Here is a 12,242-nt window from a genome sequence, read left to right as displayed (position 1 = left end):
AGACCCTCATGCCCGCCCCGAAACTCACGTTCGTCCCCTACCTCCAGTCCTGGCAGCCGGCCAGCCGGACGCTGTCGCTACGCGTGCTCGTGGCGCCGACCGGCAACCCGCTGAAGCCGCTTCTGGCTGCTCCCCCAGGGCTGCCCGCATTCGCGGATGCAGAGCTTTCGTTCCGTGTGTTCGTGTCCGACGCTGTCGGCGCCCTGCCCATGCGCACGAATGTCGACCAGACCGTCGACACGCCCCGCCGCGGCGCGCCCGACGCGCGAGCGATTTTCGAGGCGATCAAGGACGCGCTCGATATCCCCGACGGCCCCTCGGGCGACACCTTCGCCGCACAAGCGCCGGACACGACGAAGCAGCTCAGAAAGTACCTGCCGAAAAGCTATCGACAGGCCTTCGACTTCGTGCAGCCGCGCACGTCCCTCGCCCTCGTCGACGACACCTACCGCTGCCTGATGCAGTGCCCGCCGAAGGACGTGCCTCCACTGCCACCGACCGAGATCGGCTGGGGCGAGGCCATCGCCTTCAGCCTGCGCCGACCGCGCCTGGCCGAGGCCTTGGGGCTGATTGTCCCCATCGACATCAGGATCGACGCGGCGCCGCGGCTGCAGAACGGCGGCTGGCTCTGGGTCGAGCTCTCCGCCTCCAGCGACTATGCGGCCCAGGCCGGCACCGCGGGTTTCCAGCGCGCTTTCGCGACTCGCATTCCGGCGCTGTCGGACTCCGAAACCCGGCCGATCTTCACCCCGGTCGTCTTTCCGGTGTCGGACAACCCCGCCGCGGCCGGCGCGCTTGGCCAGACCGATCGCGTCTTCGCCGAAGCAATCCGCTTCGATGACGGTTTCTCCAAGATCGTCCATGTCCGCCAGCCACAGGGCATGGACATGCTCGACGAAGACGGCAGCAGCGAAGGCGCCGCGCGCGACGAAGGCATCCAGCTCGCCTGGGACGACGAAGACATCCTCGAAGGCCAGAACCGAGCGCTCGGCGCCTCGCCCGACGGACAGAACAACGTGGTCGCTCCGCGCGGCACCTTCGGCTATCGGGTCGACGTGCGGCCCGCGGGCACCGCAGACTGGACTTCGCTTTCCCGCGTCCAGTCGCCCGCTGACCTTGGCGTAGACCTCGGCACCGCCGTCGAGGAACGCTGGCTGGAGGTGCACCCCAACGAAGTCGAGGATCAGCTCTGGCTGCCCCCGTGGTTCGCGATCTGGCGCGGCGGCTCCGTCGTCATGGAGACGCAGGACGAACAGCGCCTGATGAACGCGCCGCCCCCGCCCGCGGGCTCTCCGCCCGAAACCGACCTGCCGGTCGATCTGAACGGCATTTCGCTCCGCTACGGCAACCGCTACGAGTTCCGCGTGCGACTCGCCGACGCGACAGGCGGCGGCCCCGCGCTTGGCGACGACAGCCTGCGTGAGGGCGAGGCGCCCATCGCCCTGCTCCACATGAAGCGCCACGTGCCGCCCCGTCGTCCGATCCTCGCGCCCGCCGCTGTTCCTTCCGACGGCGCGCTGCCCTCGGTCGCAGTGACCCGCCCGCCCCTCGGCTTTCCGGCGGCAGTCTTCGCCGCCGGTCCGGCTGCGCAGGCCGACCTGCTGGCCCAGATCGCGGCCAACGATCTCGATCCCGCCAACGCCACGCCCCCTGCCATCCGCGACCCCGACACGGTGAATCTCCGCATCCGCGTGCTGCTGCGCTCGCCTACCTACGATCCGGGCGCGGGCCGCCAGGGCTGGACGGCGTGGTACACGACCACCCGCCGCTTCCCCGTCGACCCCACGCAGGCGCTGACGCTCAGCTTCGACTGGCTCAACGCTGCTGACTACCGCGACGTCGACATCTCGGCCCAGCTCGGTGCCGAGGGCGCAGTGAGCGGCGCGATTCCGCTGGTCCGCTCCCGCGACATCCGGATCGAGCTCGCGGCGATCGGGCGAAACGACCTCAGCTACTTCGCGACCGACAAGGCGCGCATCGGCGATATCGACTCGATCGAACTGCACGCCATCGCCGCGACCGAAGCTGACCCCATCGCGCTCCTGCCGGACCAGGACAAGCTGCGCTCCGTTCTCCTTCGCGACGATCCCGTCGGTGTGCGCGCTGCCGTTTCGGCGACCGTCGCGCAGAACGACCCGTCGACCGTCCTTGTTGACCGCCTGGCCCTCGCCGCCGACCTTGTCGCCGACGATGCGATGCTTCTGGGGCGCGAGGGCGAGCGTGTGGCCTTCGGCTGCGCCGGCCTCACCCATCATGCGGCGCCCGATATGAGCAGCCTCGAATTCGCCGAGCCCGGCGAACTCGCCGGTCAGTGGATCAATGTCTGCCAGATGGTGATCGACCGCGACTGGACCTGGCGCGGGCAAGGCGCACCGACGGTGCGCGTGCGCCGTCGCATCGCGCTCCCCGGCGCCCCTGGCGATGCACCCCAGTGGGCGGAGGTGGGCCAGATCCAGCTCATGAACACCATCAACATCCAGGCGCGCAAGAACCCGGAACGCGGCTACATCCGCATGATCTTTGTCGATGCCTTTCCGCCGCCCATCGGCAAGGATGGTCTGCCCTACGAGGCCACCGTCGACTACGAGATGCGGCTGTCCTTCGAAGGCGGCACCCGTGCGTCGCAGACGGTCCAGACCCTGCTGCCTGTGGCGACCCGGCCCGTCCAGGTCCCGAAGGTCCGCGCGGCGGGCATCGCGCTCACCCCGTACGCGGCGAGCGCGGATTACTCCTCGACCGCACCGCGCGTGAAGCGGCTCTGGCTGGAATTCGACGAGCCGCTCGCGGACCCGCGCGACGCCTACTTCGTGCGCGCGCTCTACCGCACGCCCGACCCGATGCTGCTGCCCGGCTGGGAGCCCGTACGCGACCCCGACGTGCTGGAGCGCGTGCCTCTCGACCCGGAGCTCGCTCGCGTCATCACCCCGGGCCAGGTGCAGGACCTGTCGGGTCTCAACGCCATGCAGCGGCTGGAGCCTGCGGGCAATTCCAACCGCCACTTCCTGGTGCCGCTCCCACCCAACACCGACCCGAACTCGCCCGAGCTGTTCTCGTTCTACACCTACGAGATCCGGGTGGGCCACGGCCTCGGCACGCCTACCGACCCGTTCTGGTCCACAGCGCAGGGCCGCTATGGCGAGGCGCTGACGCTCGAGGGCGCGCAGCACCCGGCGCCGCAGCTCGTGTGCTCGGTGGTCGCGGGCCCCGGCCGCGCCATCGTCGCCCGTGCGCCGTTCGCGACGCCCTATCTGGGGCTGAAGCAGGTCACGCCGTTCCGCCCGAACACCGAGATCTGGTTCGTGCTCTACGCCCGACTTCTGCAGGCCGACGGCGCAAGCCACCGCAACGTGCAGATCGACCTCAGGCCCTCGCGACCGGTCAAACCCGGCAAGTCGGCCGCGATGGCCCCGCAGGCCGAGGGCCGCTGGAGCGATCCCCAGGTCAGGGACGCACTCGCCCGCGCGGGTCTCGATGAGGACACCCCTCTGACTGTGCTGGCGGTGGAGACCTTGCCCGAACCGAACGGCAGCTTCAGCGACCCCCTGGGGGGAGATCTGGGCCAGGTCCGGGTGATCCGCACCTCGCCCTTGAGCGATGTCCTTGAGCGCTGCTGCATCGAAATCTGATGACCTGCTCAGCAGGCTGTTGAAGAACAACCTGCGAACCCGGCCAGGGATGGCCGGAACGGTGAAGCAGGCGCGTAAGCGATGGATGTGTCGTGAGGCGGTACGGACCTGCGCCGGACTGCCGACTGGAAAAACTCCCCGGAAGCGAGTTCTCCAACAAGCTGCCGGGCTCCTCACTTCGCCTGGAGTCGGCCTGACCCATCCGCGCTGCCGGCGTGCCACCGAGGGCGCGCCTGTTGAGACAGCAGGCCCTGCCGGATCCGCAGCGACCGCGCGGCGAAGGCGTCCACGTGCAGCGTCCGAACGAACCCGCGCCCGCGCCGGACTTTCGAGGTCTGAACAACCGCCCGTGGGACGTGGTCAGGCCTTCCCATCTCAGGCCGAAGGCCGAGCTCAAGCCGCCGAAGGTTCAGGGACTGCCTTGTCTGCGTGAGCCCAAGGCTCATGCGCACACCGGGTCGCGGAGCCGTGCCCTGGAAGGCAGCCGCTGGGCCAGCGAAGCAACAGCGCTCGGATCGAGAACCAGTGCACGCCGCGCGCTCGCGGTTGACAGATCGGGTATTTCACCCGCCTGCCTGTCGTGACAGTCTTGCGCCCCCATTCACCAGGGCCGGCGCGGCGAGCGCCCGCACAGACTCCGCATGAGCCCCCTCCGCGACGCCCAGCGACTGCCGGCCGAACTTCTGTATGCAGACGAGCTGGCCGCACTGGCGGAGTCCGATCGCGCGCCGCGGCCGGCCGGCTGGCGGCTGAGCCCGGTGAGCGTGCGTCGCTTCATTCTGGGCGGCGCTTCCGATGCCGATGGCCCGCGCTGCAGCCGCAAGATCTTCGGCAACGACATCGCGGTCGAGCGCGCCATCGTGACCTTGGCCGGACAGCGCGGGCTGATGCTGGTCGGCGAGCCCGGCACCGCCAAGTCGCTGCTGTCAGAGCTGCTGGCTGCAGCGATCTCGGGCACCAGCACGCAGACGGTCCAGGGCTCTGCAGGCACCGCCGAAGAGCAGATCCGCTACAGCTGGAACTATGCCCTGCTGCTGCGCGATGGCCCGTCCGAGCGCGCACTGGTTCCCGGCCCACTGCATCGCTGCATGGCCCAGGGTCAATTGCTGCGCTTCGAGGAGATCACCCGCTGCCCGATCGAGATCCAGGACAGCCTGATTCCGGTGCTGTCCGATCGCGTGCTGCACGTGCCCGAGCTGGGCGATGCCGCCATGCTGCTGTCGCGGCCGGGCTTCAACATCATCGCCACCGCCAACCTGCGCGATCGCGGGGTCAACGAGATGTCGGCGGCACTCAAGCGCCGCTTCAACTTCGAAACCCTGCAGCCCATTCGTGAGCTGAAAGCCGAAGCCGAGCTGGTCGCCCGCGAAGTGGATCGCCTGCTGGCTGACGACGCCATCGACACCCGCCTGCCGCCGGACGTAAGCGAACTGCTGGTGACGGTGTTCCAGGAGCTGCGCAGCGGCGAAGCGCTGGGCGTGCGGCTGGAGCCCCTGTCGAGCGTGCTGTCGACGGCCGAAGCCGTCAATGTCGCCTACAGCGCTGCCGCCGAGGCCTGGTACTTCGGCGCCGCCACGCCCAGCCCGGACACCCTGCTCCGCCACATGAGCGGCACCGTGCTGAAAGACGACGCCGACGATCGGCGACGGCTGGCGGACTACCTGCGCCTCGTGCGCAGCAAGCGCGGCAAGCAACACAACTGGCAGCAACTGCTGGACGGCGAGCGCTGGCTCTGAGCTGGATCCGCTGAGAAGCCCGGCCTGCACGCGCAGCAGCGCGCCTTGCTGGGCGACCCGATCGAACCCCCCTTCGAACCGCACTGAACAAGGACCTGACGTGACCGAACTGCCGAGCCCGCCGCAGCGCATTGAGCAGCTGCCCGAGAAATGCATCGAAGCCTGGCAGGCGCTGGGCGCCGAGCTGAGCGAGTCCAGCCTCACCGGCATCCGCCAGACCTGGAACTCCAAGCACTGGGGCGTGTTCGTCCACTACCTGCGCGAGGTGCGCCAGGGCAGCCCGCCGGTGGATCGATTGCCGGGTTGGCGCGACGCCCTGATGCGACTCCTGCAGGACACTCCGAACGCGTATGCCAACCACGCTGCCTTTCTGATCGATGCCAGCATCCATCTGCTGTCGGCGGCTGACGTGCTGTCGATCCCCGGCAATGTCGAGATCCTGAGCCGCGAGACCTTGCCGCACATGTGGATGCGCGGCTTCATGCCGCGCAATCGCGAGGAACGCGCCGGGCTGGCGGCGCTGATCGCCTCGACCGACAATCCGACCGTGCAGGCCGCAGCCTTCGATCTGCTGGCGCGAGCAGGCAGCCGCCGCGACGAGAGTGCCGCGGAAAAGGCCGACCGCCACGACCTGCTGGCGACCGCGATTGCGGCGATCAGCGACGAAGCGCTGCATCGCTTCCAGGATGTCGACTCGGGCTTTGGCCGTCTCAATGCCAACGAACTGGTGCGCGAGATCGAACCGATCGACCTGCTGCTGACCCTCGCCGAGCGCGGTGGCCTGGCGCTGCGGCGGGCGGCGCTTGAGCGACTGAACGGGAACATGAACCACGACTCCGCGAAGCCCGATCGCGGGGCGATCGAGCGGCTCAAGGCGCTGCTGATCGCGGACCCGGTGAGCTTCCGCAAGGCCTACGTGATGGCTCCCGATGTCGGTCTGGCCGAGCAGGCCTGGGCGCTCAGCGATGGCGACAAGATGCGCGCCTACGTGCTGCGCTGGGTGGAGGACCTGTTCGAGTACGAACGCTTCGGCGCGGTCACCCCTGAGCACCCTGCCCTGCCGCTGCTGCAGCGGATCCTGGACGCAGCGCCGGACATCGCGAGCGTGTGGTTCTTGAATCGCGAAAATTATCGCCCCGCAGTGGACATCGAGTTCGGCCTGCTGCAGCAGCTGTGGCGCCTGCAGCCGGCTTCCCTGCTGCCGCTGTTCCTCCACTGGCTGGGAGCGCGGCTCGGTGATGACCCCAACTGGCCGGTGGGCTGGCGCGACGAGAAGGGTGGGAAAGCGCGCGTGGCGGCGGTGCGCAGCACCTTTGCGACCTTCGTGGGCGATGTCCTGCGCGCGCGATCTGCCGACATCGTGGCGGTCAAGCCCACCGATGCGGTGCACCTGCTGCGATTCCTGGAGGACTCCGAGTTGCTGCGCCTGCTGAACCCCGGGCTGATGGAGCTTGCGGCCAAGAGCAAACCCATTCAGCGCGCTCTGCCAGCACGGCTGGCCGCGGCCGGCACCGGCCTGCTGGCCGAACTCGGTTGGCTCGATGACCGCCGCAAGGGCGTGCGCGAGGTGGGCCTGGAGGCGCTGCTGCTGTGCACCGACACCGCGGCCGAGCCACTGCTGCAGAAGGTTCACGACGACGCGCGCACGGCCGATGCCGACCGCGACCGCATTCGGGCGCGGCTGGGCCGCAAGGCTGCGGCGGCTGCGACAACGCTCGCGCCTGAACACAGCAGCGCCGCGGTCGAAGCGTCGCCGGGCGCCGCCGCCCACGCCGCCGATCTCGACGCGCTGAAAGCCCGCGTTGCCAAGGCCAAGATCAAGCCGGCGGTCGACAAGCTGTGGAGCGAGTCGCTTGCCGCTGCGCTGGCGCCGCTGCCGCCGGAGTACGGGCGCTGGCTGCTGACGCTGGCGGTGGACACCAAAGAAGATCGCCTCGCCGACACCGCGCTCAGCCTGCTGGCGCATCTGTCGCGCGAGCGTCAGGCGGCGCTGGCCGCGCAGCTGCTGCAGCTGTGGCTGGCGGAGAACGGTGATCGCAAGCTGAGCTGGCTGCTGCTGTTCGTGCCGGCGGGTGGCGACGATCGTCTGGTCGAACCGCTGTTCGAAGCGTTCAAGTCCTGGCACAAGCGCGCCAAGCCGAAGGCCGTCACCGCCCTGCAGACGCTCGGCAGCCTCGATACCGCTTACGCGCTCTCGCATGTGTACGAGGTCTATTCGAAATCGATCTACTCGGATGCGATCCATCAGGGCGCCCGCACAGCCCTGCTGGCCGCCGCCAAGCGCCGCGGCTGCGACCTGGCCGGCCTGCTCGACGAGATCACGCCCGATTTCGGTCTGACCAACAGCGGCCGCGTGTTCGACTTCGGCCCCTGCAGCTACACCATGCGGGTGGGCACCGATCTGGAACTGAGCTTCACCCACAGCCTGAGCGGCAAGACCAGCAAGACCCTGCCGAAAGCCAAGGACGGCGAAGACCTGGACGCCCGTGCCGCGGCCGACGCGGCGATCAAGCTGCTGCGCGGCGGGCTGAAGAAGGTCATCAAGCTGCAGGCGCAGCGGCTGGAGGATGCGATGGTCAGCGAGCGCCGCTGGCCGGCCGCGCGCTGGCGGGTGCTGTTCGTCGAGCACGCCGTGCTCGGCCTGATCGGCCAGGGCCTGATCTGGACGCGTCTGGCCGCCGATGGCCGGGCACTGGGCAGCCTGCGCATCAGTGAGGACCGTTCGCTGATTGATGCCGCCGACCAGCCGGTGCAGCTGGCGGACGACGATTGCGTGCGGCTGTGGCACCCCGCGCTGGCGGAAGCCGGCGAGGTGGAGGCGTGGACCGCGCACCTCAAGGACTACGAGATCAAGCCCTTTCTCGACCAGGTCGGTCGACCGGTGCTGGTGCTGAGCGCGGAGGAGATGAACTCCACATCGCTGCATCGGCATGCGGGCCTGCGCGTTGCCCAGTCCACGCTCAAGTACGGCCTGGAGGGCTGGAACTACCAGATCCGCGACCAGGACGGCAGCCACATCTTCGGCTACCAGCGCCGCTTCACCGACGGGCTGAGGGTGCAGATCGATACCGAGGACATGGACGCCAGCCTGTACGGCGATGCATCGGTCTGCGCGGTGGAGTTCTACCGCGGCCAGCAGGTGCAGTTCCTCAGCCAGGTGCCCGCGCCGCTGCTGTCGCTGGCAGCCGAGCACATCGGCAAGCTCGCGCTCAAGGCCAGCAAGTGAATGCAGCGGCGCCCGCTGAGCTGATGCAGCGGCTGGCGGCGATTCCCGCCAGCGCGCAGCTGCGGCTGGTGCCGGTGCGCCACCACAGCCCGCTCTGCGCCTGGCAGCTGCGCGCGCTGATCCGCAGCGAGCGCCCGCAGCGGGTGCTGATCGAGGGTCCGGCCGAGGCCAATGCGCTGCTGCCCTATCTCGCGGCATCCTCGGCGCGGCCGCCGCTGGCGCTGTACACCTGCAGCCGGGCCGCGAGCGACGGCAGCGGCGAGCGTGCGCGCCGCGCGTTATACCCGCTGGCGGAGTTCTCGCCGGAGTGGGTGGCGCTGCGCGAGGCGGTACGGATCCAGGCCGAGGTGATCTTCATCGATCGCCCGGCCGCAGCGCTGATGGAGCACGCAGAGCCAGGCGAACACGAGGCCAGCCTGCTGGACGACCACGGGCTCGGCGAGGGCGAACGTGCCGAGCGCGTGCTCGCGGCCAGCGGCTGCCGCGACTTCGACCATTGGTGGGACTGTCACTTCGAAGCCGGCTGCCAACAGCTGACGCCGCAGAACTACTTCGAGCGGCTGCAGCGCTGGTGTCTGCTGCTGCGCGAGCGCCCCGACTCCGCCCAGTGCAGCGCGCGTGAGCGTGCAATGGCCGCGCACGTGGCTGCGGCCTGCGCTTCCGGGCTGCGCACCCTGGTGGTCACCGGCGGCATTCACACCGAAGCCATTGCGGTGCTGCTGGCTCAAAGCACCCCACCCTTGATCGAGCCGGCCGACGGCCGCGCCGAGTGCTATCTGCTGCCCTACGCGCTCGACCGCATCGACGCCGCCCATGACTACGCCGCCGGCCTGCCCGACACCGGCTACTACCAGCTGTACTGGCAGGCGCTGGAACGCGCCGATGCACGGCCGGAGCGCGCCGCCGCCGAGGCCGCCGCGCAGCGCGCGCTGCATGGCCTGAAGGCCCAGGGCGAAACCACGGGCCTGCCCGATGCCATTGAAGCCGTCCTGATGAGCGAGCGGCTGGCGGCGCTACGCGGCGTTCCGCTCGGCCGCGCCGAAGTGCTGGATGCACTCGGCGCCTGTCTGCTGCGCGATGGCCTCGACAGCGCCGGCGAGGCGCTGCGTCAGCAGCGCCTGCGTCGGCTGCTGTCTGCCAACGTCACCGGCAGCCTGCCGCGGCGCTACCCGCGTGCGCCTCTGGTCGAAGACTTCCGACGTCGCGCTGGCGCGCTCGGCCTGCCGCTGCTGCCCGGCGGCGAGCGTGAGCGCGCACTGGATCTCTACCGCAGCCCCAAGCACCGGCAGATCTCGCAGCTGCTGCATCAGCTGCGCGCGCTCGGCGTGCCCTACGCGGAGCTGCACGCCGGCCCGGACTTCGCAGCCGGCACTGACCTGGAGCGCGTGCGCGAGATCTGGCAGCTGAGCTGGCGGCCCGAAGTCGATGCGCGTCTCACCGAGTGCCAACACTTCGGCGCGCAGCTGCCCGAGGCCGCCCTGGCCGCCCTGCTGCAGCGCGCAGCGCGCCACCCGGCCGAAGCGCCGCGCTGCCTGGTCGAGGCCCTGCGCATGGGCCTGCACGGCAGCGTGCAGCCGCTGCTGCAGCTCACGGCCGCCTGGAGCCAGCGCTGCGCGCACCTGCCCGAGCTGAGCCACGGGCTGGCCCTGCTCAGCGGCGCCTGGCGCGCGGCGGAGGTGCTGCAGTCGGCGGCGGAAATCGACCTGCCGCAGCTGCTTGCTCAGGTGTTCAGCCGCGCCTGCCGACAGATCCACTGGCTGGGCCAGATGGACCGCCCTGCCGCGGCCGAGGTGATGCTGGCGCTGGGCACGCTCAACACGCTCTGCGATGAGCGCTGGGCCGCGCGCGAGACCTTTCTCGACGCCCTGCACAGCCTGCAGGACGCAACCCTGCCGGCGATGCTGCGCGGGCGCGCAGTCGGCATCCTCAGCGCGCGCGGGCGACTCACCCTCGACGCCACCCGCCAGCGTCTCGCCGCCGTGCTCGACAGCGGCCTGATCGATGCCGAATCCCTGTGCGACTACCTGCTCGGCTTCCTGCCGCTGGCGCGTCAGGTGCTCACCTCCAGCCCGGCGCTGCTCAAGGCCTTCAATGCAGCGCTGCTCGAATGGGATGAAGAGTGCTTCCTGCGCGTCCTGCCCGGCCTGCGCCTGGCCTTCACTGCGCTGAAACCGCGTGAGGCCAGCGCCGTGCTGGCGGCGGTGCTGGCACTCGAAAGCGCTCCCGCGCGCGCGCTTGGGCCCGTCAGCTTGGATGCTGCCGTGCTGACCGAATTCGCCGCCCTGCTGCAGCGCCACCACGCCGCAGCTCGCCTGTGGGGCCTGCATGACTGAGCTGCAGCGACGCTGGCGCTTGATCCTCGGGCCCGCCGCCGAGGCCGCCACTGCACACACGGGCGCTGGCCAACACAGCGATGCCGACAGTCGCGCTAAGCAGGACGAAGCCGGCGACGCCGATGCCGATGCCGAGCCCGCTGCGACCGGTGCGCAGGCGTCCGCGGGGGGCGATGCGTTCGACGGCGCAGGACGTGGCCTGACGCGCGCGGCGCCTGGCGGCGGGAGCGTGCAGCTCAGCGCCGACGATGCCGAGCGCGATCGCCTGCTCGACTACCTCTACCGCCATGAGTACGCCGAGCGCGAGTTCGAGCCCACAGCGCGCAGCCGCCGCGGCGGGCGCAGATCCGGCGGGCTCGGCGCACCCGAGTGGCTGCGCGGCGTGCGCCGCTTGTTCCCCGCCAGCACGGTGGAGCATCTGCAGCGCGAAGGCCTGCAGCGCTACGGCTTGACCGAGCTGCTGACCGACCCCGAGGTGCTGGCGCAGGCGCAGCCCAGCATGGACCTGGTGCGCACCCTGCTGAGCTGCCGCAGCCTGCTGCCGCCGGAAAGCATGGGCGAAGCGCGGCGCCTGATCCGCAGCGTGATCTCAGAACTCGAAGCGCGGCTGGCGCGTTCGATCCGCGCGCGCTTCCAGGGCCGCCGTCGGCGCGGCCAGCACGGCGGCCGGCGCAGCCTGGCCGAACTCGACTGGCCGACCACGCTGCGCCGCAATCTCAAGCACTACGACCACACCGCCGACGCGCTGGTGCTGCGTCAGCTGTACTTCCACGCGCGCCAGCAGCGGCAGATGCCCTGGGAGCTGGTGCTGCTGGTCGACCAGAGCGGCTCGATGCTGGATTCGGTGATTCATGCGGCCGTGGTCGCCGCCGTGTTCAGCGGCCTGTCGACCTTGAAGACGCGCCTGATCCTGTTCGACACCCGAATCGTCGATCTCGGCGAGCAGCTCGCCGATCCGGTCGAAACCCTGCTCGGTTTGCAGCTGGGCGGCGGCACCGACATCGCCGCGGCCATGGCCTACGCCGCCGACCGCATCCAGCAGCCCAGCCGCAGCCTGCTGGTCTTGATCAGCGACTTCTACGAAGGCGGTGACGGCGCAGCGCTGCTTGAGCAGACGCGCCGCCTCGCTGGCAGTGGGGTCAAGCTGCTTGGCCTCGCGGCCCTGGATCGCGAGGCGCAACCCGACTACGACCACCAGCGCGCCCAGGAACTGGCCGCGTGCGGCATGGCGATCGGCGCGATGACGCCGGACCACCTCGCCGACTGGGTCGCGAAGGCGATCGCATGAGCGCGTGCCTGCCCACCCACCCCAACGACCTGG

General features: G+C 70.0%; 5 protein-coding genes. All 5 read left to right on the top strand.

Annotated features, from left to right (window positions below; genetic code table 11):
• Window positions 1–8 precede the first annotated feature (8 nt).
• The 5 genes from H4O13_05800 to H4O13_05780 all read left to right on the top strand — a co-directional run bounded on the left by H4O13_05800 (window position 9) and on the right by H4O13_05780 (window position 12,209).
• Window positions 9–3,626 carry a hypothetical protein gene (locus tag H4O13_05800; GenBank protein ID MBE5314902.1) on the top strand — a complete coding sequence of 1,206 codons (3,618 nt, stop codon included), beginning with the start codon at window positions 9–11 and terminating at the stop codon, window positions 3,624–3,626.
• A 641-nt stretch (window positions 3,627–4,267) separates the two neighbouring features.
• Entirely contained in the window at window positions 4,268–5,362 is a 1,095-nt protein-coding gene (locus H4O13_05795; protein MBE5314901.1) for an AAA family ATPase, read from the top strand.
• Between the two features lie 100 nt (window positions 5,363–5,462).
• Window positions 5,463–8,588: a DUF4132 domain-containing protein gene (locus H4O13_05790; protein ID MBE5314900.1), complete on the top strand. Its 3,126-nt coding sequence runs from the start codon at window positions 5,463–5,465 to the stop codon at window positions 8,586–8,588.
• Window positions 8,585–10,921, top strand: coding sequence for a hypothetical protein (locus tag H4O13_05785; GenBank protein ID MBE5314899.1), 2,337 nt, complete (start codon window positions 8,585–8,587; stop codon window positions 10,919–10,921). The genes H4O13_05790 and H4O13_05785 overlap by 4 nt, the downstream gene beginning before the upstream one ends.
• The gene (locus H4O13_05780; GenBank protein ID MBE5314898.1) at window positions 10,914–12,209 is read left to right on the top strand and encodes a VWA domain-containing protein; all 1,296 of its coding nucleotides are present in this window, start codon (window positions 10,914–10,916) and stop codon (window positions 12,207–12,209) included. The genes H4O13_05785 and H4O13_05780 overlap by 8 nt, the downstream gene beginning before the upstream one ends.
• Window positions 12,210–12,242: the final 33 nt, after the last annotated feature.

It is taken from the genome of Lysobacterales bacterium (assembly GCA_014946745.1).
Classification (GTDB): Bacteria; Pseudomonadota; Gammaproteobacteria; order Xanthomonadales; family Xanthomonadaceae; genus Aquimonas.
This window is presented reverse-complemented; position numbering and strand designations above follow the sequence as displayed.

Coding starts and splice junctions, on each gene's coding strand:
- H4O13_05800 (MBE5314902.1), top strand. CDS start 9: ATGCCCGCCCCGAAACTCACGTTCGTCCCCTACCTCCAGTCCTGGCAG.
- H4O13_05795 (MBE5314901.1), top strand. CDS start 4,268: ATGAGCCCCCTCCGCGACGCCCAGCGACTGCCGGCCGAACTTCTGTAT.
- H4O13_05780 (MBE5314898.1), top strand. CDS start 10,914: ATGACTGAGCTGCAGCGACGCTGGCGCTTGATCCTCGGGCCCGCCGCC.